The 25,852-nt window shown below is 70.3% G+C and carries 23 protein-coding genes and 2 pseudogenes; 13 read left to right on the plus strand and 12 right to left on the minus strand.

The annotated features are described in order from the left end of the window. Positions 1-70: 70 nt before the first annotated feature. The 6 genes and pseudogenes from MQV74_RS22790 to MQV74_RS22815 all read left to right on the plus strand — a co-directional run. Positions 71-373 (plus strand): annotated as a pseudogene (locus MQV74_RS22790) (TadA family conjugal transfer-associated ATPase); the annotation flags it as partial. 8 nt (positions 374-381) lie between these two features. Continuing rightward, complete coding sequence (locus MQV74_RS22795; protein ID WP_242728998.1) at positions 382-1,293, plus strand: type II secretion system F family protein; 912 nt, start codon at positions 382-384, stop codon at positions 1,291-1,293. Then, positions 1,293-2,108: a type II secretion system F family protein gene (locus tag MQV74_RS22800; RefSeq protein ID WP_242720423.1), complete on the plus strand. Its 816-nt coding sequence runs from the start codon at positions 1,293-1,295 to the stop codon at positions 2,106-2,108. Before MQV74_RS22795 ends, MQV74_RS22800 begins: the two co-directional genes overlap by 1 nt. Positions 2,109-2,525: 417 nt before the next feature. Continuing rightward, positions 2,526-3,695: a tyrosine-type recombinase/integrase gene (locus MQV74_RS22805; protein ID WP_242720425.1), complete on the plus strand. Its 1,170-nt coding sequence runs from the start codon at positions 2,526-2,528 to the stop codon at positions 3,693-3,695. A gap of 173 nt (positions 3,696-3,868) precedes the next feature. Next, entirely contained in the window at positions 3,869-6,220 is a 2,352-nt protein-coding gene (locus MQV74_RS22810) for a tyrosine-type recombinase/integrase (RefSeq protein ID WP_242720427.1), read from the plus strand. After that, complete coding sequence (locus MQV74_RS22815) at positions 6,217-6,795, plus strand: DUF6262 family protein (RefSeq protein ID WP_242720429.1); 579 nt, start codon at positions 6,217-6,219, stop codon at positions 6,793-6,795. Before MQV74_RS22810 ends, MQV74_RS22815 begins: the two co-directional genes overlap by 4 nt. A 49-nt stretch (positions 6,796-6,844) precedes the next feature. Here the strand turns inward: MQV74_RS22815 and MQV74_RS22820 are convergent, their stop codons facing one another. The 8 genes from MQV74_RS22820 to MQV74_RS22850 all read right to left on the minus strand — a co-directional run bounded on the left by MQV74_RS22820 (position 6,845) and on the right by MQV74_RS22850 (position 12,559). Further along, the gene (locus tag MQV74_RS22820; RefSeq protein WP_242720431.1) at positions 6,845-7,417 is read right to left on the minus strand and encodes a hypothetical protein; all 573 of its coding nucleotides are present in this window, start codon (positions 7,415-7,417) and stop codon (positions 6,845-6,847) included. Beyond that, positions 7,414-8,409, minus strand: a complete 996-nt coding sequence (locus tag MQV74_RS22825; protein WP_242729000.1) for a hypothetical protein — start codon at positions 8,407-8,409, stop codon at positions 7,414-7,416. Before MQV74_RS22825 ends, MQV74_RS22820 begins: the two co-directional genes overlap by 4 nt. Continuing rightward, positions 8,409-9,248, minus strand: a complete 840-nt coding sequence (locus MQV74_RS22830; RefSeq protein ID WP_242720433.1) for a hypothetical protein — start codon at positions 9,246-9,248, stop codon at positions 8,409-8,411. The genes MQV74_RS22825 and MQV74_RS22830 overlap by 1 nt, the downstream gene beginning before the upstream one ends. Positions 9,249-9,451: 203 nt before the next feature. Continuing rightward, a complete protein-coding gene (locus MQV74_RS22835; RefSeq protein ID WP_242720434.1) occupies positions 9,452-11,050 on the minus strand; it encodes an asparagine synthase-related protein in 1,599 nt (532 codons plus the stop codon). A 64-nt stretch (positions 11,051-11,114) separates the two neighbouring features. Then, complete coding sequence (locus MQV74_RS40845) at positions 11,115-11,243, minus strand: hypothetical protein (protein WP_278194198.1); 129 nt, start codon at positions 11,241-11,243, stop codon at positions 11,115-11,117. 46 nt (positions 11,244-11,289) lie between these two features. Continuing rightward, the gene (locus MQV74_RS22840; RefSeq protein WP_242720437.1) at positions 11,290-11,763 is read right to left on the minus strand and encodes a GNAT family N-acetyltransferase; all 474 of its coding nucleotides are present in this window, start codon (positions 11,761-11,763) and stop codon (positions 11,290-11,292) included. A gap of 221 nt (positions 11,764-11,984) precedes the next feature. Next, entirely contained in the window at positions 11,985-12,167 is a 183-nt protein-coding gene (locus MQV74_RS22845; RefSeq protein ID WP_242720438.1) for a hypothetical protein, read from the minus strand. After that, positions 12,164-12,559, minus strand: coding sequence for a hypothetical protein (locus MQV74_RS22850; protein ID WP_242720440.1), 396 nt, complete (start codon positions 12,557-12,559; stop codon positions 12,164-12,166). The genes MQV74_RS22845 and MQV74_RS22850 overlap by 4 nt, the downstream gene beginning before the upstream one ends. 190 nt (positions 12,560-12,749) lie before the next feature. Here MQV74_RS22850 and MQV74_RS22855 point away from each other — a divergent pair, with 190 nt between their 5' ends. After that, positions 12,750-13,934, plus strand: a complete 1,185-nt coding sequence (locus tag MQV74_RS22855; RefSeq protein WP_242720442.1) for a helix-turn-helix domain-containing protein — start codon at positions 12,750-12,752, stop codon at positions 13,932-13,934. A gap of 111 nt (positions 13,935-14,045) precedes the next feature. Here the strand turns inward: MQV74_RS22855 and MQV74_RS22860 are convergent, their stop codons facing one another. From MQV74_RS22860 to MQV74_RS22870, 3 genes are read right to left on the minus strand one after another with little or no spacing between them, the layout of a single operon-like run. Then, positions 14,046-15,878, minus strand: a complete 1,833-nt coding sequence (locus tag MQV74_RS22860) for a hypothetical protein (protein ID WP_242720444.1) — start codon at positions 15,876-15,878, stop codon at positions 14,046-14,048. Then, positions 15,871-16,332 (minus strand): ABC-three component system middle component 2, encoded by a 462-nt coding sequence (locus MQV74_RS22865; protein ID WP_242720446.1) that lies wholly within the window; start codon positions 16,330-16,332, stop codon positions 15,871-15,873. Before MQV74_RS22865 ends, MQV74_RS22860 begins: the two co-directional genes overlap by 8 nt. Continuing rightward, a complete protein-coding gene (locus MQV74_RS22870; protein ID WP_242720448.1) occupies positions 16,329-17,426 on the minus strand; it encodes an ABC-three component system protein in 1,098 nt (365 codons plus the stop codon). Before MQV74_RS22870 ends, MQV74_RS22865 begins: the two co-directional genes overlap by 4 nt. Positions 17,427-17,876: 450 nt before the next feature. Between MQV74_RS22870 and MQV74_RS40850 the strand changes: the two genes are divergently transcribed. The 3 genes and pseudogenes from MQV74_RS40850 to MQV74_RS41205 all read left to right on the plus strand — a co-directional run. Next, on the plus strand, positions 17,877-17,984 hold the full coding sequence (locus tag MQV74_RS40850) for a DUF4244 domain-containing protein (RefSeq protein WP_278195030.1): 108 nt from the start codon (positions 17,877-17,879) through the stop codon (positions 17,982-17,984). Continuing rightward, positions 17,971-18,435, plus strand: coding sequence for a TadE family type IV pilus minor pilin (locus tag MQV74_RS22880; RefSeq protein WP_242720450.1), 465 nt, complete (start codon positions 17,971-17,973; stop codon positions 18,433-18,435). The genes MQV74_RS40850 and MQV74_RS22880 overlap by 14 nt, the downstream gene beginning before the upstream one ends. A gap of 134 nt (positions 18,436-18,569) precedes the next feature. Continuing rightward, positions 18,570-18,770 (plus strand): annotated as a pseudogene (locus MQV74_RS41205) (Rv3654c family TadE-like protein); the annotation flags it as partial. Between the two features lie 405 nt (positions 18,771-19,175). Here the strand turns inward: MQV74_RS41205 and MQV74_RS22890 are convergent. Further along, positions 19,176-21,629: a DEAD/DEAH box helicase gene (locus MQV74_RS22890; protein WP_242720451.1), complete on the minus strand. Its 2,454-nt coding sequence runs from the start codon at positions 21,627-21,629 to the stop codon at positions 19,176-19,178. A gap of 81 nt (positions 21,630-21,710) precedes the next feature. On the opposite strand from MQV74_RS22890, the gene bldG reads away from it, so the two are divergent. The 3 genes from bldG (at position 21,711) to MQV74_RS22905 (ending at position 25,766) form a co-directional block, all read left to right on the plus strand. After that, entirely contained in the window at positions 21,711-22,052 is a 342-nt protein-coding gene (gene bldG / locus MQV74_RS22895) for an anti-sigma factor antagonist BldG (RefSeq protein ID WP_030677886.1), read from the plus strand. A gap of 118 nt (positions 22,053-22,170) precedes the next feature. Next, positions 22,171-22,590 carry an ATP-binding protein gene (locus MQV74_RS22900; RefSeq protein ID WP_242720453.1) on the plus strand — a complete coding sequence of 140 codons (420 nt, stop codon included), beginning with the start codon at positions 22,171-22,173 and terminating at the stop codon, positions 22,588-22,590. A gap of 773 nt (positions 22,591-23,363) precedes the next feature. After that, positions 23,364-25,766, plus strand: a complete 2,403-nt coding sequence (locus tag MQV74_RS22905) for a sodium-translocating pyrophosphatase (protein WP_242720455.1) — start codon at positions 23,364-23,366, stop codon at positions 25,764-25,766. The last annotated feature ends 86 nt before the right edge of the window (positions 25,767-25,852 follow it).

Genomic DNA, 25,852 nt, shown 5'->3' on the forward strand with positions numbered 1-25,852 from the left:
CGGATCCTCAGGATTCCCATGAGGTCAGGTTTGGACACGTCGGTTCGCGTCGTCTCGGTAGTTCAGAGAAGGCACCCTGCACGCGAACGCCGCGGCGGACGTCCCGGCCCGCCTGGAAGCCCTGGGCACGGCCGCCGGGCTCGACCGCGCGGCCCTCCACAGCCAGGTCGCGGCCGCGCTCTCGGTGGTCATCCACCTCGCCCGGGACCGGGCCGGGCGCCGCCGCGTGGCCGAGGTGCACGTCCTGGAGCGCGACCCCACCGGGCTCGTGACGACGGTGCCCGCGCTGCGGTGGGGCGAGCGCGGCTTCGTCCAGGAGCGGGGCTGGCGGCGGTTGAGCACCCTGCTGGGAAGCCGGGGTGAGACCCCGTGAGCGCGGCGATGGCATGGGGCGCGGCGCTGTGCGCGGGTGGTTCGGTGTGGCTCCTGGGAGGGCGCGCCCGGGGCCGGGAGCTGCGGCGGGCCAGGCTGGCGCTCGCAGTGCCCGGGACGGTGGGCCCCGGGCCCTTGTGGCGCCGGGCAGTTGCCGGGGCACGCGACCGGCTCGGCGGCCGCGTGGGGCCCGAAGTGTGGGTCCTGGCAGGCGGCTTGGCCATCGCGGCCCTGGGTGAATCGATGGTTCCGCTCGTCGCGGGGGCGGTCGGCGTGCCACTGGCCGGGCGGCTGCGCAGGGCCCGGGAGGCCCGCAGGGAGCGGGAGCGGCGGACGGACGCGGTGATCGCTCTGTGCGGTGCGCTCGCGGGCGAGGTGCGCGCGGGGCGGCAGCCGGGCGAGGCGCTGCGGACGGCCACGGAAGGCCCCGCAGCGGGCCGGGCCGATCCGAGGGCCACAGGTCCGACGGGCTCCGGTGGGTCGCTGGGCCGGGGGCTCGGCGGGGAGTGGGCCGGGGTGCTCGCGGCGGCGCGGTTCGGCGGGGATGTGCCGGGGGCGCTGCGCGAGGCCGCCCGGGAGCCCGGCGCCGAGGGGCTCCTGGGGCTCGCGGCCTGCTGGCGGGTCGCCGTCGACCGGGGCGCGGGGCTCGCGACGGGACTGGAGCGACTGGAGGGCGCCCTGCGCGCCGAGCGAGACCAACGCTCCGACCTGCGGGCGCAGTTGGCGGGCGCCCGGTCGACAACCGTGTTGCTCGCCGGGCTTCCCGCCCTCGGCCTGCTGATGGGCAGCGCGCTCGGTGCCCGGCCGCTGTGGGTGCTGCTGCACACGGGAGCGGGCTTCGGCTGCCTCCTCGTGGGCGGGCTCCTGGAGGGCGCGGGTGCCTGGTGGGCGCTGCGGATCATGCGAAAGGCGGAAGGTTGATGAGCGAGGCCGAGGTTTTCCACAGGCTGGGGGTGGCCGTGTGGTCGGCGGTGGCGGTGCTGTGGCTGGCCCTCGCGGCGACGGCGGTCCGGCGTGAACGGGCCCTGGGCCGACGCGTGGTGGCCGCTCTGGGCGGGCAGGGGCGGGCGGATCGGCCCTGGCCGTGGAGGCCGGAGTGGCGCGGGCGGTGGCGTGGCGGCCTGTCCGGGCGGCGGGACGGGGTCCGCGTGCGGCTCGCCGTGGTCGGCGCGGTCGCCGCCGGGTGGGCGTTGCTCGGCGGGGTGACGGGCCTCGTGGTCGGCGTGGGGCTCGGTTGCGTCGTGGCGCGGATGGGGCGGGGCTCCGTCGCGGAGGCGGAGTTCGACACGGCTGAGGCGGCGCGGCAACTGCCCTTGGCGGCCGACCTGGTGGCGGCGTGCGTGGCTGCCGGGGCCGGGCCTGTCGTGGCGGCCCAAGCCGTCGGGGAGTCGCTGCGCGGGCCGGTCGGCGAGCGGCTCGCGTGGGGCGCGGCACAGGTGCGGCTCGGTGGTGAGCCCGCGGATGCCTGGCGGCAGCTGGGCGCTGTGCCGGGCGCCGGGGCGCTGGCCCGGCTCCTGGAGCGGGCGGGGGAGTCCGGGGCGCCCGCGGCCGCTCCCGTGGCCCGCCTCGCCGCGGACTGCCGGGCGGAGAGAGCCCGCGAGGCGACCGCCCGGGCACGCCGGGCCGCGGTCGCGATGACGGCGCCGGTGGGGCTGTGCTTCCTGCCCGCGTTCATCGCGCTCGGGGTGGTGCCGGTGGTCATGGGCCTCGGGGGAGCGCTGCTCGGCGCGCGCTGAAGGGGTGCCGTCGGCCGCGCGCAGGAGGAGCGGTCGCGAGCCAGGAAGGAAGCGGAGCGGCTGCGAGCCCGGAAGGGAGAGGGCTGTGAGCAAGGACAGGAAATCTCGAATCTCAACGAGGGGACATCTCATGGGGGTTGGTATGTCGGGGCAGGGACAGGGGCGGTTCCAGGGAAACGATCACGATCACGGGTACGGGTACGGGTACGGGTACGGGTATGGGTACGGCTCGGCGCGGGCGTGGGTGTCACGTCGATGGGCGGGGACGCGCACCGGCGCCCGGGATGCCGGAATGGCAACGTCCGAGTACGCCATGGGACTGATCGTTATCTTGGGTGCTGAAGCTCCTTAAGACATGTGAGGCAAGTAGGATGAGCTCGTACTTGCCTCACACATATCCAAGGGATGTTAGGCACGTTGGGTACCACTGTTGCTCTGCGCCGTCACTTCCGATCTGAGCGAGCTATAGCCGCTGACGAGACCACGTACTGGGTCGTCGTCAACGAGTCCTTCGAGCTGCACGTTGAGGCGTGTGCCTACCTGGCCGGGCTGCGGGGCGCCGACCGCGCGTACAACACCGAGCGGACGTACGCGGGTCGGATCGCCCTGTACCTGTCGTACTGCGCCGAGGTCGGCATGGACTGGACACGGCCGAGCCTGGCCCAACTGATGGCGATGATGCGGTGGCTGATCGATGAGCCGCTGCCGCCGCGGGGGCGGAGGCCTGATCCGGAGCCGCGGTTTCGCAGCAAGGAGACCGCGAACGCGATCATGGGGACGGTCGGCGAGTTCCTGTCATGGTCCGCACTCCAGGGCTGGGTTCCGGCCAGCGTAGTCAGCCAGTTGGTGCAGCCGAAGTTCCTGCACTTTGCCCCGCCGGGCTTCGACCCGGGCGAGGACGGCCAGCACCGCGCGATTCAGGCAAGGCGGATCAAGTTCCGTGTCGCGGTGCGAGGGTACGAGTGGCTGTCCGACGAGCAGATCACGCAAGTCATCGACTGCACCACCCATGCCCGGGACCGGTTCCTCGTCTCACTACTGGCAGTCGCCGGGGTCCGCATCGGTGAGGCGCTGGGGCTACGCCGGGAGGACATGCACTTCCTGCCCGACTCCACGGCCCTGGGCTGCCGGATAGAGGGCCCCCACATCCACGTGCGCCGCCGCCTGAACAGCAACGGCGCATTCGCCAAGTCCGCTCAGCCGCGTTGGATTCCGGTGGAGGCCGACACCGTCGCCCTGTACGCCGACTACCGCTACGAGCGTGACGAGGTGAGCGAGGCTGCAGGCTGCGACATGGTGTTCGTCAACCTCTTCCACGCCCCGTTGGGCGAGCCGATGAAGTACCCCAGCACGTACGAGCTCTTCAAACGGCTCGCCAAGCGGGCCGGGTTCACCGCCCGCCCGCACATGTTCCGCCACTCCGCGATCACCCGGTGGGTCCGCTCCGGGGTGCCCCGCGATGTCGCCCAGAACATGGCCGGACACGCCGCGCCGCAGTCCATGGACCCGTATACCCACGCCACTGACCAGGACAAACGCGACGCCGTGAAGATGGTGGCCGCCAAGAGAAGGGAAGCCCGCGCGTGACGGCGACGGGGAATGTCGTACCGCTGCACGGCCCGCGCCCGGCCGCCGAGCCCACGCCAGAAGAAGTGACGCACCAGGTCCTGACCGAGTGGGTTACGTGGCTTCGTGACCACCTCGCAGACGGGTGGCGGCCGGACGAGTGGGATGCGGGTGCTCGGCTGTTCACCGGGGATGTGAACAATCGCCGCACGGTGGTCTTCCGGTGCACCGTGGCAGCCTGCGGCGGCCTGTCGAAGACCCGGGGCCTGTGCGCCACCTGCGAGAAGGCACATCGCGCAAGTGGTCTGGCCCTGAAGGAGTTCACGGCCGTCTTCGTGCCCGACCGCAACCGGGTGATCTCCGGGCAGCGCGTCTCCTGCAAGGTTGGGGAGTGCCCACGCGATGCGGTCCTATGGGGGCTGTGCAACGCCCACGGCTCGCTGCGGCACAAGGACTTGCAGCGCGACCCCGGCTCTGACCTGGACGCCTGGATCGCCAGGCAGAGCCCGTATCCGCCCTCCCCGGCCTGCCGGGTGGACGGCTGCCGCTACGACGCGCGGGCCACCCACGGGCTGTGCCAGATGCACCAGACCCGCTGGAAGAAGCACATTGCCACCTCCGGCGGGCAGCGGCCGACGGTGGTGGATGCACAATGGCTGGAGCGTCAGGCGCCGCACCTGAACGTCCACCAGTTCTCCCTGGCGCCCTTGGGGGCGGTGGCCCGCCTGGAAGTGCTCTACGCACTCCAGCAGCGCGACGAGCGCGGGCAGAAGATCGACCCGGTCGCCGTGCGGCAGGCGGTGGCCTACCTCGCCGACCGGGTGGAGAGCATCGCTGCGGCCGAAGTCGAACGGGTACAAGGCCCGCGGCAGGCGAACGTGGACGCTCTGCTGCGCGAGACCCACCGCATCCTGCGCTCGGCCTTCGACCGCTTCAACGGCATCGACCCGACCAGCCGGGACGTGCTGGACCTGTCGGAACTCGGCGTGCGCGGTGTGCGCGGGGGGCCCACCCACCGGCCCGCCCTCCTGGATGTCACCGGAATCCGTCAGGGGTGGCTGCGGCAGATCCTGGTCACCTGGATCAACGAGACGAAGCCGACCACCGCCGAGGTCCGCCGAGCCCACCAGGCATGCCTGGCCGCTGCCCGCGCCCTGGACGTGCGTCCCGGCGGCGGCCAGGACCCGGCCGCGCTCGCCTTCGCCGACATGAACGCGGTGGTCGACACCTTCCGCCACCTGCCCAAGCGGGACGGCTCCCCGCTGTCCAGCAGGCAGCGCGGTGCCTTGCTGTCCTTCTTCTTCAAGGTCCTGGACTACAACCGAGCCGCCGGGCACCTGGACGGCATGTCCGGCCGCTTCGCCCGCCACTCCACGCACGTCATCAAGCACGATGAGGCAGCCGAGGAGGAGCCGGGCAAGGCCCTGCCCGAGACAGTCATCGCTCAACTCGACCAGCACATCGGGCTGCTGGGCCGTGGCCTGTCCCATGGCCGGATGACGGCCGAGCAGGTGCAGGCGATGGCCCGCGCCGTCTACGAGCTGCTGCGGGACACCGGTCGGCGCCCCTATGAGATCGGCGAACTGCGTACAGACTGTCTCCAGTACGCCGACGGCGACTGGGAACTGGTCTGGGACAACCGCAAGGCCCGCCGCAAGAGGCGGCGCCTGCCCGTCGACACCGACACCGTCACCACCATCCGGACCTGGCTGGCCGTACGCGACACCCTCGACCTGCCCGTGGGCAGCGAGCCTTACCTCTTCCCGCCCGCTGGAGACGGCGGCATGGTGCGGCACCTGGACTCCGGCCAGATTGCCACCATCATCCGGGAGTGGACCAAGATCCTGCCGCCCCTGCTCGGAGAGGAGATCGGCCGCGACAGCGAACGGGTGCGTTTCGACACGTCGTTGATCTTCCCGTACGCCTTCCGTCACTCCTACGCTCAGCGGCATGCGGATGCCGGGGTTCCCATCGACGTGCTGCGTGAGCTGATGGACCACAAGTCGATCCAGACCACCCACCGCTACTACAAGATCAGCCAGAAGCGGAAGCGGCAGGCCGTCAACGTCATGCGCCTGCACACCGTGGACCGCACGGGCCGGTCCGCTCCGATGGCCTCCGCCACGGCCTACCAGGCCCGCGCGGTGGCGGTGCCATTCGGTAACTGCACCGAGCCGTCCAACGTCAAGGCCGGAGGTAAGGCATGTCCGATCCGCTTCCAGTGCTCCGGCTGTCCCTCCTACCGGCCTGATCCGTCCTACCTGCCCGCCATCGAGGACCACATCCGCTCCCTCAAGGCCAACAAGGAGATGGCCGTCATGATGGAGACGGACGCGTTCATCATCCAGAACCTGGACGACCAGATCGCAACATTCAAGGGGGTCGTCAACACGATGCGGAAGTTGATGGAGGCCATGAGCGTGGAAGGGCGGGACGAGGTCGAGCAGGCCGCGACGACCCTGCGCAAGGTACGGGCCGCCCAAGGACGCTCGGTCGCGCTGGGCATGCCCGACTTCCCCGCCCCACGGGACGGTGACACGGCATGAGCAAGGCCCAGCGCACCCCCGGCGACGTGCTGCGTGAAGCCCGCAAGAAGGACAGCTACACCAAACGCGCCAAGGTCCTGGCCGTCCTGGACGCTATGAAGGAGCGAGGGGAGAAGATCACCTTCGCTGGGGTGGCCCGCGCCGCCGGAGTCTCCAACTGGCTCGTCTACGCCGAGGGCGTGCGTGAGCCCATCGAGACCGCCATGAAGGGCCAGGCCAAGGCCGAACGACGCACAGTCCAGGCCGGGGCGAACGCGTCGGCGGCGAGCCTGGCCACCGATTTGGCCCTGCTGAAGGAAGAGAACAAAGCCCTGCGCGAGGAGCGCGACCGCCTGCGAAAGGTCGTCCAGCGCCAGCTGGGCGCCCAGATCGAGCAGGCCGGCGCCAAAGAGCTGACCGCTCGGGTCAACGAACTGCTGGCAGCTGTGGAGCGGCTCACCCTGGAACGCGACGAAATACGCGCCGAACGGGATGACCTACGGCGCAAGCTCGCCGAGACCGAGGACGACCTGGCCGCCGCCCGCGAAGCGGGCAAGCAGATGCTCAAGCAGATCAACCGGGCTGACCTGCGGTGACGCGCACGGTCCTGCGGCTGGCGCCGCAGGACCGTGCCAGGCGCCCGGGTCAGGCCGAGGCGGCGGACGGCGGCGAGGTCAGTTCGGCGACCTGGGCCTCCAGGTCCGCGATCCTCTCAGCCTGGCGCCGGATGGTCCCCTGAGCCTTGAAGACCTTGCTGCCCAGACCCTCCACACCGCTGACGGTCTTCATGCAACCGTCGACAGCACCGGCCATCTGCCCGAACGCCTCCGGCTCGATGCTGTGCGGATTACTGGCCTCGAACGTGCAGGCGCGATGCATGTCGCCCATGTACGCCACGGCCTTGCGGCAGGCGAGCAAGGCATCCCGAGCGCCGAACTCATCGCCTTGGCCCAGCTTGTGGAATCGCGTCACCCGCACTCCGCGCCGTAGCGGGTCGCGGGAGGCCTGGAACTGCTCCAGGCGGTGACCGAGCAAGGCGGCAGCAGCCCGAGCCTTCGGCACCGCACGCCGCAGCCGACTGCTGTCGGGGATGCCGGTGCCGCGGGCGATATCCGCGTAAGCCAGCTCCCGGCCGGCATTGTGGCCCAGCCACAGCAGCACGTCGATCGCGTCCTGTTCACCCCGGGACGGGGCGGCGTTGTCGCGTTTGGGACTCATCCCAGCTTCTTCTCGCTCTCGTTCAAGAATGCCTGCAGGGCTTCGTCGTTGAGTGCGGTGTAGGGGCCAGAAGCCAGATCGCGGATGAAGGCGAGGGCGGCTTGCGCGGCCCCGCACAGCTCGCTGATCGCCCGGCTCCGGTCGCCTGTGAACTGCACCTGATAACGCTGCAGCAACGACAGGGCCCGCAGCGTGCCCAAGCGGACCTCAGTCATCTCGGTAAAGACCTGCAAGGCCACGTCCTGGTCGGCCTTCTCCTGGATTGCGGCACGTACGGCCCGCTTGACGTCCAAGGCGGTCTCCGGCTCCGGGGCTGCCCCCGCGTCACACCCTGGCGCGTCCGGCGATTCTTGCTCCAAGCCGCGCTGACGGTCGCGCTCCTCGACGGTTTGCTGGGCTGCGGCCCGCGCCTCGGTGTCCTCTTGGTCCTGTCGCCGCTCGAATTCCTCGATGCCCCTCAGGGCCGCGTTGCGGGAGGTGGCGTCAGCCACGACCGCGGCCGTCAAGGCTGCTGGATGACCGGCGATGAAGACAGAGCTGTTGGGTTTGACGCCAGCACGCTCGGCCTCGACCACGATGGCCTGGCGGCGCTCTTCTCTCAGGCTCGCTTCCCAGCTGCGGTAGTAGCCGTTCTCGCCGAAGAACGGGACGGCGTCCTCATCCGGCAGAGCGACCGCAGTACCGGGCGCCAAGTCCTTGGCCGTGGGGACAATCCCGTCCCGGGCTGCACGCTCCCACGCCTGGTAGAAGGCCATGACGCGTTTGATGCTCACCCCCGTACGGCGGGCGAACTCTGTGGCGCTGATCTGGAGGAAGACTTCCTTTCGTGCGAAAGGAAGTTGCCGGTCGGTGCGCAAGCCCTGGCCAGCCCGGGGAGTGACGCGGCGGGCAACGATCAGTGCCCGGGCCCATCCCCCCTTGCGGTCGTGGGTGGCGAACTCGTCGACGTCGGCATCGAGACGGGTCTCGCCGTCGTCAGCGGCCGGTTGCATCACACGCCCACCAGGTCCCGGGCTGCGGCCCGCTCCGAGGCAGCCCCAGCCGCCTGGTCGTCGGTCCTGACCCTGACCCAGGTCGTGAGGACTTCCAGCGTGCCGAGTACTTCCTTGCACGCGGCCCGCTGTTCGCCGGTGAACGTCATGGCGACGGACGGCGGGTACCGGTGCATGCACGCAGTGGCCTGGTCCCGCAGCCGCACCAGGTCCCTCGCCAGAGCCTGGGCCTTGTCGGGCTTGCCTCCGCCGCACTCGGGACCGCGCATCTCGCGCTCCCGGCGGCGCTTGTCGTCCATGACGCGCTTGATGGCGTCGTGGAGCCCGGCGTCCTCCTCCACCAATTCGCGAAGAACCTTCTCGCGCTCCAGGGGTGGTAGTGCGGCCAGGTATTCAGATACCGACGTGGTGCCGGAGGGGTCGAGCAGTTCCTGGAGGCCTGGCCCCGCCCCCAGGGCCCGCTGGTACTGCTGGATGCTGATGCGGGCAGCGCCTGCATCACAGGCTTCCTGAAGCAGCTCGCGGAGCGTGCTGTAGCCCTCGTCGTAAGGCTTGCCGGAGGGCGCCAGGCGGGCGCCCTCCCTCAGCGCGCTGTAGCTGACGTGGACGCCGCTTTCGGCCACGAGCTGCCGAACCGGCGGGGTGCACAGGCGAGCAGTGTGCCGATACTGGCGCCCCGTGCGAGGGCTCAGGCTGATCTCGTCGCAGTACCGGTCGAAGTCGCCGTCACCGCCCGCGGCGGTCACGGACAGCAGTTTGTCGCCGATCACCAGCCGGTTTTCGCGGCCGTCGTTCATCAGCCGTCGGCCCTCGTGAACATCGTGGTCGCTGTAGCTCATACGGAAGTCCCATCGCAGTCAACTCGACGGCCGCGCAGTGTAATCAGATGAAAACGCTGCGATGACTCTGAACTTTCCAGCGCGGGAGCCAGGTTGACGCGTTGGTCGTGTTTGAGGCGCCCTCGCCGTGTCACCGGCCCTTGCCAGAAGCACCCGCGTGGGGGACCGGTGGGCGTCAGTAAGCCGTCGGACGGGGAACCCGGTCACGCCATGGTTCTGGATGTCGCGCGGTTCGGATGAGCCGAGGTCAGGGCTCGCAATGAGGCTTCGAGCGCCAGTGGGCGGTACAGCTCACTGGCGTGCTGGCCGGTGGCGGCCACGCTCGCGCACTGCGTGGTGAGCTGTTCCGTGTCGATGAGGCCGCTCTTGGCGAGGAGGAGATCAGGCAGCCAGCTCTGCAGCAGCGGGCGGCCGTGGTGGCGCATGGCGTTCTCGCAGGTGGTGGTGAAGTTCTCCGGGATGGGCGGGTGGGCGACCTCGGCGGAGTACCCGGCCCGTTCCAGCAGGCGGCGCATGAGGTGCTTGTTGCAGCGCCAGGTGTGTGGCAGGGACTCGGCGAACCGCAGGATGAGCGGGGTCGCCAGCGGGCTGATGGGCCACAGGCCGTGGCGCATGGCGGTAGCGCTGTGAACGCCGACGGAGGCGACGGTGGAGGCATGCAGGACGGAGGCCGGGGCAAGGTCGTCCGTCAGATGCGGCAGGTGGCGGCGGGCCTGGGGGCCGAGATGGCCGGGGATGGGCCGTAGGTTCCACGGGTCGCCGCTGCGGGCTCGCTCCTCGGGCCGTTGGAAGCACAGCTCGTCGCCGCCGATGCCGGTCAGGACCCACCGCACTCCGGCGTCCCGCAGGCGGGCGTACAGCTTGCTCATCGCCTCCGCGTAGGTGCCGTCCAGCGGGCTCCAGGGCCGTCCAGTGGCCCGGCGGCCGCCGGGCCGGAAGGGAGCGCAGTCCTCGACCGGCACGGTCACGTCGGGACCGAGGCCGGCGTGTTCGCTGATCTGGCGCCGTCGGCGGGCCTGCTGGGCGCCCGCGGAGCCGCCAAGAAGGAGGGCGGCTGTGCGGGCGGGACCGACGGCTTCGGCGGTGGCGAGGGCGGTCATGGTGCTGTCCATGCCGCCGGACAGCTCCACGGCGCACTGGTCGGCGGTGAGCGGGCGGGCGGTGATCTCCTGCCGCAGCAGGCCGGTGAAGGCGGCCACGGGGTCGGCGTCGTCGCGAAGAACGCGTGGCAGGGAGTGCGGGGCCGGTTCCGGGTAGGTGAGGGCGAGCCCGCCGGTCGGGGTCCAGGAGGCGGTGGCGCGTTCGGTGAGCCGGTGGATACCGCAGAAGACGGTGGCGGTGCTGTACCGGGGGCGGTAGGCGAGATACGCCGCCACCTCCCGCGCGTCCAGGTCGCCGGGGTTGGGGTCCAAGTCGAGGACGTCCCAGGAGGCATCCAGTCTGCCGTGGGCGGCACACAGGTAGAGGGGCGCGACGCCGCGCGGCCCGCACGTGATCCGTACCGGATGCCCGTCGGTTACCTCCACTCGCATGGCGTGCAGCGGCCACTGCTCGGCCTGGTCGAGCATGCGCTGGTACCCGCCGCTGCTGACGCTCTGGCGGTACGTCGTCATCCGGGGCTGCCCGGTGGCCACTTCGCGGATGATCAGGACGGTCCGTCGGGGCTGGCGGGCCACGAAGGCGACGTGCTCGATGGCCGGGTGCGCGAACGGTTCGACCCACGAGGCCCCGCACCACCACCGGCGCCCGTCGAACCGCCAGCCCTCCGCGTCCGGGGTGCCCGCTAACCGCAGCTTGAACATGTCGTTTCCTCCCCTTGGCGTGATGCCGGGCGGGGCGGCCCAAGGCTGCCCCGCCCGGTTGCGGTCAGATGTCGTCGGTCTCGGTCTGGGTGTCGGAGTTGCCTTCCTTCTTCGTGTAGAGCAGTTCCAGGCCCGGGACCTTGCGGACCTCCTTGTCCGCGAACAGGCTCTCGAACGGGGTGGGTTCGTTCATGGCGGTCACCTCTCTCGTTGGCGGTACGAGTGGTGGTGCGGCCCGGTCATCCCAACGGGGCGCCGGAGTCTTTGACCAGCTCCGCCAGCGCAGGCATGGGCTCCGCGCGGCGGGCCATCAGGTAGGCGGTGCGGCCCTTGCGCTGCGGGGTGTGGACCAGCTGCCAGCCCTGCACATCGCGGTAGTAGGCCATCAGCCGCTCGACGAACGTGCCGCGCCGCACCCAGGTGATGCCGTCGCGGGCGGCCCGGTCCAGTGCCCACCAGGCCATGAGGCGGCCCGGCTGGTGCTGGCGGTGGTCGGGGTGGGTGAAGGACGACGCCAGGAACAGCGCGCTCTCCTGCAGTTCCTCAGGCGTCCAGCCCCACTCGGGCGTTTTGGTGAACACGGTGGTGCAGCCGATGATCTGTTCGCCCTCGGTCAGTACCCACACGGGGAAGTGGGGGTCGGCGGCCTGCGAGGCGACGATCCGCACGTCCTCCTCGGTGCGGGGCCAGTCGGGGATACCGCGCTCACGCATCCACGCGCACCGCGCACGCACCATGACGGCGATCGGTTCCTGGTCCCCGGCGGCGGCCGGACGCATCACGTACACAAGCAGCTCCCTGACAGTTCGGCGGTGGCACGTGTCCTGCAGCACACGCGCCGACCCAGTCTGGCCAGACCAAGCGGGCCGGGGGCGGGCCGCAGTGAGGGGCCCGCCCGCCCGATCGCGGGGTCTGGGCTCGGGCGGGCGGGAGATCAGTCGTGCGGCGGGATGTCCGCACGGGAGACAGGCTGCTCGGGTGCCTGGCTACGCAGCTCTGTGTCCAGGGCCACCCCGAACAAGGCAACGCTCACCGCGGAGCACAGCGTGCCGATGACGGCCAGGGCGGGGGTGAGCAGGTCACGACCGTGCGCCGGGGTCCGGTGCTGGCCTTTCACGGCTTACCCCAGCGGGCGTCGTGATCGGCCAGCAGGCGGCCTGCCTGCGCGTACAGGCGCTCCATCTCGGCGGGGGTGAGGATCGCCGTGGCCTCGGCGGTGGTGCCGTCCTCGAAGTGGACCACGATGGGCATGGAGGCCTGGCTGGCCTGGCGGTCGTAGACCGGCTCAGGGCCCGTGGCGAGCGTGGCGTGGGTGGGCTTGGCCGGGACCGGCGTGAGTGTGGTGCCGTCGGCTGGCGCGGTCCACTCCTCGTCGCCCGCGGGCGACCGCAGACGGTAGTGGGCGCACTCAGCGCTGGGCAGGGACGTGATGATCCCGATCCGGCCGCCCCTGCCTGGGTCAGCGGCCAGGTCACCCGTGCGGGGCAGGAAAGGGGATGCCGTGCCCAACAGAGTTCCTTGCGTGGGCTGGTGGGGGGCCGGTCTTCCACTCATGGTCGTCTCCGTCCCTGCGTATGCCGTCCGGTCACATCAGAGAACTCCCGGCGAGGAAGATCAGTGGACACAAGAGGGACACAACACCTCTGGGCCATAAGGGAGTTGCTTTCCGGACACACGCCCGCGTGCAACAGTTGAGGGCATGGACAAGGCACCAGCGGCCGGGGAGAACATCGCGGTCTTGCGCAAGGCACGGGGACTGGGCCAGACCAAGTGCGCCCGGATGATGGGCATCTCGGTGTCCTACCTGAAGAAGATCGAGGGAGCCCAGCGGCCGGTCACGCCGCCGGTCGCGGCCGCGGCTTCGAAGGCCCTGCACGTGACCACCGGGAGGATCTACGGCCAGCCCTTCCGCAGCCCCCTGGAGCAGGCCGACCACCTCCACGCACTGCGTCTGGCCGTGCGCCGCCACACCCTTCCCAGCGAGGACACACCGCCCCAGGGCGAGCTGGCCGTGGGCCTTCAGACCGCAGCCCAGCTCAGGGCGGACACCAAGTACCTGGAGCTGCTGCGGATACTGCCCAGGCTCCTCGGCCAGGCGACCGCGACCGCCCTCGACGCGGGCGGGGACGCCATCGCGTGGGGTCAGGTCGCGGATCTGTACGGGTGCGCGTACGCCGTCGCCCACCGGATGGGGGAGTACGACCTGGCGGACATGATCGTCTCCCGGCAGTCATGGGCCGCACAGCGGACCTGGAACCCCGACGCCGAGGCCGCCACGGCATGGAACCTGGCGGGCACCTTCCAGTCGGCCGGCCAGTACGACGAGGGCCTCGCCATCGTCGAGCAGGCCATCTCCCAGTACGAACAGGCCAGGGGCAGCGGCGCTGACCACATCGTCACGCTCGGCTCCCTCCACCTGCGCGGCGTCGTCCTGGCCTCACGCAACCGGGACGAGCACGCCACCGACGACCACCTGCGCCACGCCAAGCGCCTCGCCACGCAGCTCGGTGACGATGGCGACCTCCTGCGGCACAACCTCACCTTCGGCGCGGGCAACACCGCCCTATACGAGCTCGCCGCTCACATCGAGCTCGACCGGCCCGATCGGGCCGTAGAAATGTCCGACCCGCTCAAGGACAACCCGCCCCGGGGACTCGCCGCCTCCCGGATCGGACGCCTGTGCATCGACGGGGCACGGGCAGCACTGGCGACTCACCACCTTGACGAGGCCGAACGGTGGCTGAACCGTGCGTTCGCCGTAGCGCCGCAAATGACGCAGATCCACCCCATGAGCCGCGAGGTCATCCGCGTCCTGTTCGTCATGCACCAGCGCAGCCGGCCCGCCCTGCTGGCCATGGCCAAGAGAACCGGACTCACCGACTGACTCCACTGGCCGATGCGGATGTCTACCGTCGACAATGCTCGTCGCAGTGGCAGGCAGCAGGAGAGAGGACAACGGGTCTTCACTTGGCGCAGTAACAAGAGCTGGTTGGTGCTAGTACCTGGATGTGGGGAAAAAGCCCGCTCTGCCGCTTGCCGTTCCGGTGAAGTGGTAGGTGACGGCTTCGGAGAGCACCTTGGTAGGCGGGTCGCCATTTTCGATGATGATGGCCTGGCCGGGGAAGGACAGCATGTCCTTGTAGAACCGGTCCACGACGGTGGAGGTCAGTTCCACATCGTCGATCTCGTCGGGCTCGGGGTCACGGTAGGTGACCACGGGGGAGTCTAGGACGACGAAGCCGAGATGATGCAGGTCCCGGTCCATGCAGAAACGGGCCAGTGCCGTGGTGAACGCCGAGTGCAGGACCGAGCGCATCCCTTTGCCGCGTTCTATCCGCTTGCGGCCGCCGGCGCGGATCTCAGCGTAATACTGGTCGTATTCGGCGTGGTCAGCGACTGGCACCTGCCAGGCATTGAGGGTCTGTTGGAGGATGGAGTCGAATTCGCCCAACGTGGCCGTCGGGATGTGCTGAGTGGGGCGCGCGGTGGCGACGACGCCATCTCCGACCAGCCGAGACTTTTTGTCGTCCAGCTCGGCGATGCGGGCCTGCAACTCTAGTTCCCGCTCCACGACGGAGCGTTCCTCGACCAGGTCTTCGATATCGGAGCGAAGCGCAGCGATTCCGACCTCCAGCTCGGCGATGATCTGATCCCACACCCCGATGTCGGACTGCGCCTCTACCCGGCGGCTCACCAAGGCCGTCTGCTCCCCTTCCAGATGGGCGATCGTGGGCAGCAGGTCGGCGAGTAGTGCGGTGGTCTTGGCGGCTTCTGCTGCAACGGCGGTGTGCAGCTGGGTGGTCTCCTCCAGGCGGTGGTTGGGCTGCTGGTGCTCGCGTTCGGCGCCGCAAAACGGGCAAGCGCCGACTTTGAAGTAACCTAGGATGCTGCCCGCTTCGTTGACCATGGCCAGCCGTTCCAGGTCCGAACGGTATTGCGCCTCCAACAACTTGAAGCGGCCCAGCAGGTCACTGACCTCGGTCAGCCGCTCATCGAGCGCGGCCAGCTCGCGAGCGGCTTGCATGCGGGCGTCGACCGCTTCGCGGTGGGACTCATTGGTCTCGCGCAGCGGCGCCGACTGCTCGTCCAGCGCGGTACGGATCCGAATGTGCCGGTCGCGGAGCTGGCGCTCGTTCTCCTGCGTGGTGAGCTTGGACGACAGGTCGAGAACAAGCTGGTCTAGCAGCTGTATCTGGCCCTTGTGGACGCGGCGCTGCCCGGCGTTGAGGCCGGTGTCTACGGCCGGATCACTTTTCCCGGTGACTAGGAACCGCATCACTGACAGCTCCGCGGTCCGCGTACTCGCCGTCCCCGTGCGAAGCACCGGAGGCACGTCGCCGACCATGCGGTTCTCGGTGACCAGCGCCAGGTGCAGCAGATCGGCCAGCGCGAGGGGGCGAGTGCCGCCGGTTTCGTTCTTGCGGATCAAGACCTCGTCCAGGCCCAGTTCTCGCAGCAGATGGATGGACAGGCTGTTGCGGCTGCGGGCGTTGTGGACAGCTGTCACTGATGCATCCGGTAAGCCCGTCACATAGCCGCGCAGGTCCGCGTGGTAGAGGAAGATGCTGTTGCTATCGGGGGCGCGCAGCAGGGTCAGCGGGCTGCCATCCGGCATGAGCAGACCGAGGAGGATCTGGGTGTAGCCGTGGCCTTCGGGGACCATCGCCAAATCGGCGCCGCCCAGCATGTATTCGATCGACTTTACGATGAATGACTTGCCGGTGTCAGAGGTGCCGTAGATGACGGTCAGCTCCGGTCCGAAGACGATCTGCGCTGAGGCGAGGTCGGGCCCGCAGAAGGTGAGATGGGTCAGCTGCAGTTCACTCACGGTGGCCCTCGACTGGCGTGGTCGCGGATAGGGAGCCGTTTAGGAGTTCCGCAGTGGCCCTGCGGACATCTAGGTCGGGGGACCAGTGGTGCACGGCCCACTCGGCGCGCTCGCGCAGGCGTTCCACGTAGGGGGCCTCAAGAATGTCGACGAACGCAGGCCCGCGCTCGGTGGCTCGGTAGACCAACCCTGTCTCATCTCCTTCCACGCCGGCGAGCCCGGCACGGATGAGAACGAGGAGCGCTTGTTCCAGCACGGTGCGCTTCATGCCCAGCTCTCCGGAGTGTCCGGGCAGCGATGGGTGCAGGGAGGGCGGGCCGTCGAGGTCGCCGCTGTGGAGGACGGCGTGGTCGAGGACGGCCAGCTGTGCCAGATCGAGGGGCTGGGGGTGGCTCTCGGCCAGCAGTACCAGCGCCCGCACCCCGATCTCCAGCGGACTGTTGAGCGGGTTCATGCGGCTCCCCCTTCCTCACACCATGTCAGTCGGCCATCGTTCGCTAGGTGATGGCATACCCCTTTTCGGTCCAGGGGTCTCACATACCGGGTAAGGACTGTCTGTGTCAGCGCCACGGCCCCGGCGGCTTCCAGCACCGCCTGCAGCCGGTCCCAGCCGAGCTCGAAACGCCGGTCGCCCACCTCTACAGCAATGGTGTGGACGTCGTCCATGACGGCGTTGAAGTGTCCGTCCGGATAGGCGTCCCGGGCGAAGCGTCGCAGAGATTCGGCGCTGTAGAACGCCTCGCGCTGGCGTCGCATGTGATCGCCGGCCGTGGGGTGCTGGGTGATCGACTCCAGGGTGTCGACCTCCGTCTTCCACCGCTCCGCGTACACCCGCATCAGCTGCTGCACATAGCGCGCCTCTTCCGGATCATGCTCGTCCGGGGGTGTCATGATCGCCGGGCGTTTGCGCTGTTCGTCCTGGAATCGCATGGCCCAGTACGGCGTGGTCTTATGTTGTTCGAGCATAAGATCCATGTCGATGGGCACGAACATGGAAAAGTCCGTCTGCGCGGCGAGCTGGGCCACTTCCTGGCACTGATCGCTCGTCAACCGGGTGATGACCTCATCGTTTGTTGCGGCTAGCTCCTCCAGAAACTTCGCTCTGGTCCGCTCTGGCTTCGCCAGTGCCGCGCGCAGAGGGCGGGCGAAGGCGGGGGCGACAAACACGTACCGGGTGGGCAGGACGAAATGCTCCAGTACCACTCCAGCGAACATCTTGCGGATCTCACCGGCTGCTGTACTCCAGTTCAAGGCGGTCTTGTAGCGCTTGCACTGGTAGTTGTCCCACGGCCCTTCCAGGCCCTGCTCGCTGCGGTAGGCGGCCACGTCGATGCCGTGGTCCCCGGTGCCGCCCTGCCGCTCGACGCGCACATAGTCCGCTTCGAGGGCCGGAACCCATTCCTTGACGAACTCCTCGAACTCGTCCGGGTCGTAGCCGAAGACGATCTTCTTGGGGCTCGGCATGTACGGAAACTGCATCACCGGGCCCGTGAGCACCAACGGCGGCTCGGCGGGATCACCTTGTGGCCCACGCGTCTGATCCGACACGCTCCCCCCTCGTGCAGACCGGTCGGTGGCCGTTGCTGCGGCTGCGACTAGGGATATCACTGATCGATCGTTCACAAAAGAGCCACCTTCAAGACACCGACGGTGACGACGCAATGCTCCAGAGCTCGGACGAAGCGCAGGGCAGGTCGAGAGTCGGCGACACCGCCGCCGCAGCGGGCGGGCGGTTTTCGAAGTTCCAGACAAAGCAATGGACGAGGCAAACGCTCCTCAGCGGTCCAACTTGTCGTTTAGGGCCAACAAGCATGCTCAAAGAGCCAAGGGGCACGCTCAGTCACACCTGCACCGATTCATCCAAACTCAGCGAGGCCCGCAGGCCGCCCCACTGTGATCAACAATCGGTGGGCCCGAGACTGACTCCCACATGCCTTACGTACCTAACAGGCGGCTAGGCCGCTCACCTGTAGTTATGGCTTGACACCCTAGATAACCCTGGCAGCCGTGGGCTTCGCCGGGTTGCTCTACAAGGTGGTGACGAGCGGGCCCGTCCACGCCGGGCTGCAGGCGCTGGTGGAGAGGGCGCTCCATGTGCAGTTCTGAGGCGGGGGCGGCCGGAGAGGGCGCCTCCGGGCAGGCCGGGGACGGGGCTGCTGGAGGCGCCGGACCGGGCGGGTCCGGGAGGCGGGGCGACGCCGGGTTCGTGACGGCGGAGGCGGCTGTGGTCCTGCCGACCCTGGTGCTGTTCACGATGGGGCTCCTGTGGGTTCTCATGACCGCGTCCGCGCAGATCCAGTGCGTGGACGCGGCCAGGGCGGGGGCTCGGGCGATGGCGCGTCAGGACCCGCAGGGCACGGCCGTGGCGGCGGCCCGGCAGGCGGCACCGCGCGGCGCACACGTCTCCGTGCGCCGGGACGGGGACTTGGTGCGGGTCGAGGTGGTGGCACCGTCACCGGGCCCGCGGCCCTTGGGGCTCGCCGTGCGGCTGCGCGCGGAGGCCGTGGCGCTGGCGGAGGACGCGGTGGGGGCGGGCGCGGCGGGGGTGGGCACGTGAGACGGGCCGGGCCGCGGGCGGGCCGGAGCGCTGCCCGGGTGGCCCCGGGCGTTGCTCAGTCGGGCCGGAGCGCCGCCCAGATCGACAAGGGTGCCGCCACGGTGTGGGTGGTGGTCGTCCTCGCTGTGCTCTGCGTGGTCACCGGTGCCGTCCTGGCGATGGCGCAGGTGACGGTCGCCCGGCACCGGGCGGGCGGCGCCGCGGATCTGGCCGCGCTCGCGGCGGCGGACCACTGGACGGCCGGGCCCGACGAGGCGTGCGCGCGGGCGGGCCGGGTGGCACGGGCGCAGGGCACGCGGATCGTGCGGTGCGAGGTCCGGGGCCAGGTGTCGGACGTGACGGCGGCAGCGGAGCTGGGGCCGTTCACGACGGAGGTCAGATCACGGGCGGGGCCCGCGATGCCAACGGGACTCGCGGGGTTTTCAGGCCACACAGGGCCCAAGATGCCAAGGAGTCGCATGGAGCCTGTGGGCCTCGTGACGAGCCCTGGGCCGGTGAGGCCTCGCGGGAAACCCGGGCGGGGCCGAGTCGGCGCCCCTGGACGGGGCTCGGTCGGCGCTGCCGGGCCGGAGGTGGTCGGCGCTCGCGCGCAGGGCCCAGACGGCGCCCCTGAGCGAGGCCGGGTCGGTGCTCCAGCGCTCGGCCTGGTTGGCGCTCCCAGGCGGGGCTTGGTCGGCGCTCGCGCGCAGGAGCCAGTCGGCACTCGCGCGAAGGGCTCAGTCGGTACCCCCAGCCAGGGCTCAGTCCGCCGGCGCGTCCTTCAGGAGGGTGGTGAGCAGGCGGACCGCGCCGCGCTTGTGCAGGGGCTCGTTGCCGTTGCCGCACTTGGGGGACTGGATGCACGACGGGCACCCGGCCTCGCACTCGCAGGAGGCGATGGCCTCGCGAGTGGCGGTGAGCCAGGCGCGGGCGGTGTGGAAGGCGCGCTCGGCGAACCCGGCGCCGCCCGGATGACCGTCGTACACGAAGACCGTCGGGAGGAGCGTGTCCGGGTGCAGCGGCACGGAGACGCCGCCGATGTCCCAGCGGTCGCACGTGGCGAAGAGCGGCAGCATGCCGATGGAGGCGTGCTCGGCGGCGTGCAGGGCGCCGCCGAGGATCTCCGGGTTGATCCGGCCCGCGTCGAGCTGGTCCTCGGTGACCGTCCACCACACCGCCCGGGTGCGCAGGGTGCGCGGCGGCAGGTCCAGCTTGGTCTCGCCGAGCACCTCGCCGGTGATGAGCTTGCGACGCAGGAAGGAGACGACCTGGTTGGTGACTTCGACGGATCCGTAGCAGAGACGGCCGGGCCCCCAGGGGATCTCGGTGTCCGTGTCGAGGACCGAGATGGCGGTGGTGTCGCGGGCGGTCGTCGAATAGGGCGGGACGGCCTCCTCGACGAGCGCGACGGAGTCCTCGAGATCCAGGTGGCGCACGAGGTACGTACGGCCCTGATGGAGGTGGACCGCGCCCTCGTGGACGGTCGTGTGCGCGGCGGAGGCGTCGACGGTGCCGAGCAGCCGCCCCGTGCCCTCCTCGACGACCTGGACGGGGCGGCCGCCCTCGCCGCGGATGTCCGTGAGGTCGGCGGCGCGCTCGCGGCGGGTCCAGTGCCAGGCCTTCGTGCGGCGACGCAGCAGCTTCGCGGCCTCCAGCTGCGGCATCAGCTCCTCGGCGGTCGGCCCGAAGAGCGGGAAGTCCTCCTCGGTGAGGGGAAGTTCCGCGGCGGCGGCGCACAGGTGGGGCGCGAGGACGTACGGATTGTCGGGATCGAGAACGGTCGACTCGACGGGCTGGTGGAACAACGCCTCGGGATGGTGGACGAGATACGTGTCCAGGGGGTCGTCGCGGGCCACGAGCACCGCCAGGGAGCCCTGCCCGGAGCGCCCGGCGCGGCCCGCCTGCTGCCACAGCGAGGCCCGGGTCCCGGGATAGCCCGCGATGAGGACGGCGTCCAGGCCGGACACGTCCACGCCGAGTTCGAGAGCGGTGGTGGCGGCGAGGCCGAGGAGTTCGCCGGAGTGCAGGGCCTGTTCCAGGGCGCGGCGTTCCTCGGGGAGGTAGCCGCCCCGGTAGGCGGCGACGCGGCGGGCCAGGGAGCGGTCGACCTCGCTGAGGCGCTCCTGGGCGATCACGGAGATCAGCTCGGCGCCGCGCCGGGAGCGTACGAAGGCGACGGAGCGGACGCCCTGCACGGTCAGGTCGGTGAGCAGGTCGGCGGTCTCGGCGGTGGCGGTGCGGCGCACCGGGGCGCCCTTCTCGCCGTGGAGCTCGGTGAGCGGCGGCTCCCAGAGAGCGAAGACGACCTCGCCCCGGGGCGAGCCGTCGTCGGCGACCTCGGTGACGGGCAGGCCGGTCAGGCGCCCCGCGGCCACGGCAGGGTCCGCGGCCGTGGCGGAGGCGAGGAGGAAGACGGGATCGGAGCCGTAGCGGGCGCACAAGCGGCGCAGGCGGCGGAGGACTTGGGCGACGTGCGAGCCGAAGACGCCGCGGTAGGTGTGGCACTCGTCGATGACGACGTAGCGCAGGGCCCGCAGGAAGGAGGACCAGCGAGGGTGGGACGGGAGGATCCCGCGGTGCAGCATGTCGGGGTTGGTCAGGACGTAGTTGGCGTACTGGCGCACCCACTCGCGCTCCTCGACGGGGGTGTCGCCGTCGTACACGGCGGCCCTGACGGACGGGCCGAGCGGTTCGGCCAGGGCGCGCACGGCGCGGCGCTGGTCGGCGGCGAGCGCCTTCGTGGGGGCCAGGTACAGGGCGGTGGTGCCGCGTCCGTTCGCGGCCTCGGCGCCGTCCAGGAGGGCGGAGAGCACCGGTGTGAGATATGCCAAGGACTTGCCGGACGCGGTGCCGGTGGCGACGACGACGGACGTGCCGTCAAGCGCGTGTTCGGCGGCCCGTGCCTGGTGGGCCCAGGGGTGCTCGATTCCGGCCTTCTGGACGGCGGCGACGACCTCGGAGCGGATGCGATCGGGCCAGACGGCATAGCGGGCCGCCCTCGGGGGCAGGTGCTCCGTATGAGTGACGCGCGCAGCCCGGCTCGGCCCCGTGGTCAGACGGTCCAGGACCGTCTGCGGGGAGACGTGTGCCGGGGTGTCCGCCGAGGGTCTTCCGGAAGGGGAAAAGTTGGCCATCGGCATCGAGTGTGTCACTGGCGGGATGGACAATGGTCCGAAGGCGTCGTGCACGCCTGCCCGTAAGTGATTGAATGCCATCGCGGCTGGCGATCCGTCCCGGGGGCGTGGGCCGAGGTGTCCCGAGGGGCGACCGCTCGATAGCAAGGTGCTGGAGGATCCGTGGACCTGTCTCTGTCGACCCGTACCGTCGGCGATCGTACGGTCGTCGAGGTCGGTGGCGAAATCGATGTTTATACCGCGCCCAAGCTGCGCGAGCAGTTGGTCGAGTTGGTGAACGACGGCAGTTTCCATCTGGTCGTCGACATGGAGCGCGTGGACTTCCTCGACTCCACCGGACTCGGCGTGCTGGTCGGCGGCCTGAAGCGCGTGCGGGCCCACGAGGGCTCGCTGCGCCTGGTGTGCAACCAGGAGCGCATTCTCAAGATCTTCCGCATCACCGGCCTGACCAAGGTGTTCCCGATCCACACCTCGGTCGACGAAGCGGTCGCGGCCACCGACTGAGCCGGACGCCCCGGCAGGTCCGGGGTTTCCGGGCTCCGTCCCGGAGTGGCAGTACGGCGGGGGGCCGGGCCGTCGGCCCGGCCCTTCGACAGCACGCGTGTATGTCCGAGGGGGATGCATGGCCACCGTTGAACTCCGCTTCAGCGCGCTGCCCGAGCACGTCAGGACCGCCCGACTGGTGGCGGCCGCGGTGGCGCGACGGTCCGGAGTGGACGAGGCCGTCCTCGACGAGGTCAGGCTCGCGGTCGGCGAGGCCTGCACCCGTGCCGTGGGGCTGCATCAGGCCGCCGGGATCACCGCGCCCGTGCGCGTCGCGCTGGTCGAGGAGGAGAAGCAGTTCTCCATCGAGGTCGGTGACGAGGCGCCGCGCGTCGTGCCCGCGGCCGCGTCGGGCGGTCGGCCCGGCGCGGAGGACCCGGAGGCCGAGGGCGAGGACGAGATGGGCCTCGCGGTGATCAGCGGGCTCGTCGACGACGTGGAGGTCACGGCGGACGAGGGCGGCGGCCTGATCCGCATGAGCTGGCCCACGACGCCCTAGCGACACCCCGGCCGCGCCCCCTGGCCAACGCTCTCCCGAGCCGCCTCCCCCCGAGCGACAAGCCGCCCCTGGCCAACGCTCTCCCGAGCCGCGCTCCCGAGCGACAGGCCCGCTCCGGCCGGCGCTCTCCAGAGCGACGCCCCAGTGGTGTTTCCCGCCAAGGATTCCCAGTGGGGCTTCCCACGCGGGCGGGCTCCACCAGCGATGCCTCCCACTCGGGCCTTGCGCGCGGGCCTTGCGCGCGGGATCCAGCGATGCCGGCCGGCCGAGCGCCACGCGGGCCGCAGCGAGGCCTCCCGGCCGGGCTGCACAGGACCGGGCAGCGCATCCCCGGCCCCCTCCGTCCCAACCGCGCCCCGAGGGCCGTCCCAACCGCGCCCCGAGGGCCCGGCCGAAGGCCCTGCGGGCCCTGTGCCCCCGCCCGGCGCGGCGCACCTACCTCGCCCCGCCCCGCCGAACCGGCCTCCCACCGTCTCCCTCGTTACAGAAATCTGTTCGCCGCATGCCTGCGCACGGTTTTCGTTTATGTGACAAGTGAGGAAATTGGTGAGCGAGGGAACGGTGATCAATGGAGGTGGGGGCGGGGAGGCCTTGGTCAACTCCGGCGTCAATGGTTTTGAGGCATTACCGCTTTCGGGGTCAATCGACGGGCGCGATCTTTTGAAGATACGCACCTGTGCGCCAATTCCGTTTGCGCCGCTCTGTTTTGATCAGGTTCGGCTCCCTACAATCCGTCCACATCTTGAGCTCAGCCCAAGCGTCAAGGAGGACGAATGGCGGGGCTTTCTACCCCTCATCAGCTTGACCACCCCTCAATCCTCGCGGGTCCGGTACTGACCGACGACAACCGCCTCATCGTGATGGTCATCGCGGCCGTCGCGATCGCGGCCCTGGCGGTCGCCTGGGTGCTCGTGCGCCAGGTGCTCGCGGCCGGCGAGGGCACCGACAGCATGAAGAAGATCGCCGCGGCGGTGCAGGAAGGCGCGAATGCCTATCTGTGGCGGCAGTTGCGGACCCTCGGCGTTTTCGCCGTCGTGGTGTTCTTCCTGCTCATGCTGCTGCCCGCGGACGACTGGAATCAGCGCATCGGCCGGTCGGTGTTCTTCCTGATCGGTGCGGCCTTCTCGGCCACCACCGGCTATATCGGTATGTGGCTCGCCGTGCGCAGCAATGTGCGCGTGGCCGCCGCGGCCCGGGAAGCGACACCGGCGGAAGGCGAGCCGGAAAAGGATCTCACCGCCGTCTCGCACAAAGCGATGAAGATCGCTTTCCGTACGGGCGGCGTCGTCGGCATGTTCACGGTGGGGCTCGGTCTGCTCGGCGCCTCCTGTGTCGTGCTCGTCTACGCGGCGGACGCACCGAAGGTGCTCGAAGGCTTCGGCCTCGGAGCCGCGCTGATCGCGATGTTCATGCGTGTCGGAGGCGGCATCTTCACCAAGGCCGCCGACGTCGGCGCCGACCTGGTCGGCAAGGTCGAACAGGGCATTCCGGAGGACGATCCGCGCAATGCCGCGACCATCGCCGACAACGTGGGCGACAACGTCGGCGACTGCGCAGGGATGGCCGCCGACCTCTTCGAGTCGTACGCCGTCACGCTCGTCGCCGCGCTGATCCTCGGCAAGGCCGCGTTCGGTGACTCCGGGCTCGCCTTCCCGCTGATCGTGCCCGCGATCGGCGTGATCACCGCGATGATCGGCATCTTCGCGGTGGCGCCCCGGCGCTCCGACCGCAGCGGGATGACCGCCATCAACCGCGGCTTCTTCATCTCGGCGTTCATCTCGCTCGCCCTCGTCGCGGTGGCCGTCTTCGTCTACCTCCCGTCCTCGTACGCGGACTTGGACGGGGTCGAGGACGCGGCGATCCTGGCCAAGAGCGGCGACCCGCGGGTCCTCGCGGTCGTGGCGGTCGCCATCGGCATCGTCCTGGCCGCGCTGATCCAGCAGCTGACCGGCTACTTCACCGAGACCACCCGACGGCCCGTCAGGGACATCGGCAAGACCTCGCTCACGGGCCCGGCCACGGTCGTCCTCGCGGGCATCTCCGTGGGCCTGGAATCGGCGGTCTACACGGCGCTGTTGATCGGCCTCGGTGTGTACGGGGCGTTCCTGCTCGGCGGTACGTCGATCATGCTCGCCCTGTTCGCGGTGGCGCTCGCCGGGACCGGCCTGCTCACCACGGTCGGCGTCATCGTCGCCATGGACACCTTCGGTCCGGTCTCCGACAACGCGCAGGGCATCGCCGAGATGTCCGGCGACGTCCAGGGCGCGGGCGCGCAGGTGCTCACCGACCTGGACGCCGTGGGCAACACCACCAAGGCCATCACCAAGGGCATCGCCATCGCCACGGCCGTCCTCGCGGCCTCGGCGCTGTTCGGCTCGTACCGGGACGCGATCGCCGAGGCGGCCGACGACGTCGGCCAGAAACTCGGCGACGGCGCCCCGATGAACCTGGTGATGGACATCTCACAGCCCAACAACCTGGTGGGCCTCGTGCTCGGCGCCGCGGTCGTGTTCCTCTTCTCGGGGCTCGCGATCAACGCCGTGTCGCGGTCGGCCGGGGCCGTGGTGTACGAGGTGCGGCGGCAGTTCCGCGAGCGTCCCGGGATCATGGACTACACGGAGCAGCCCGAGTACGGGCGCGTCGTCGACATCTGCACCAAGGACGCGCTGCGCGAGCTGGCCACGCCCGGACTGATCGCCGTGCTCACGCCGATCGCGGTCGGCTTCACGTTCGGCGTGGGCGCGCTCGGCGCGTTCCTCGCGGGCGCGATCGGCACGGGCACGCTGATGGCGGTCTTCCTCGCCAACTCCGGTGGCGCGTGGGACAACGCGAAGAAGCTCGTCGAGGACGGTCACCACGGCGGCAAGGGCAGCGAGGCCCACGCCGCGACGGTGATCGGCGACACGGTCGGCGACCCGTTCAAGGACACCGCGGGCCCGGCGATCAACCCGCTCCTGAAGGTGATGAACCTGGTGGCGCTGCTCATCGCGCCCGCCGTCGTCAAGTTCAGCTACGGGGAGGACAAGAGCGTCGGGATGCGCGTCCTGATCGCGGTCCTGTCCATCGCGGTCATCGTCGGCGCGGTGTACGTCTCCAAGCGGCGCGGCATCGCCGTCGGTGACGAGGAGAACTCGGGGAAGGTCGCCAGCTCGGCCGACCCCGCGGTCGTCTCGTAGCCGGTCCCGCCGTCCCAACACGGGGGCGGGTGGCGCTTCTTGAGGCGCCGCCCGCCCCTCGTGCGTGCCGGCGGGCGCCACGGCGC

It is taken from the genome of Streptomyces sp. AN091965, assembly GCF_022698285.1.
Taxonomy (GTDB): Bacteria; Actinomycetota; Actinomycetes; order Streptomycetales; family Streptomycetaceae; genus Streptomyces.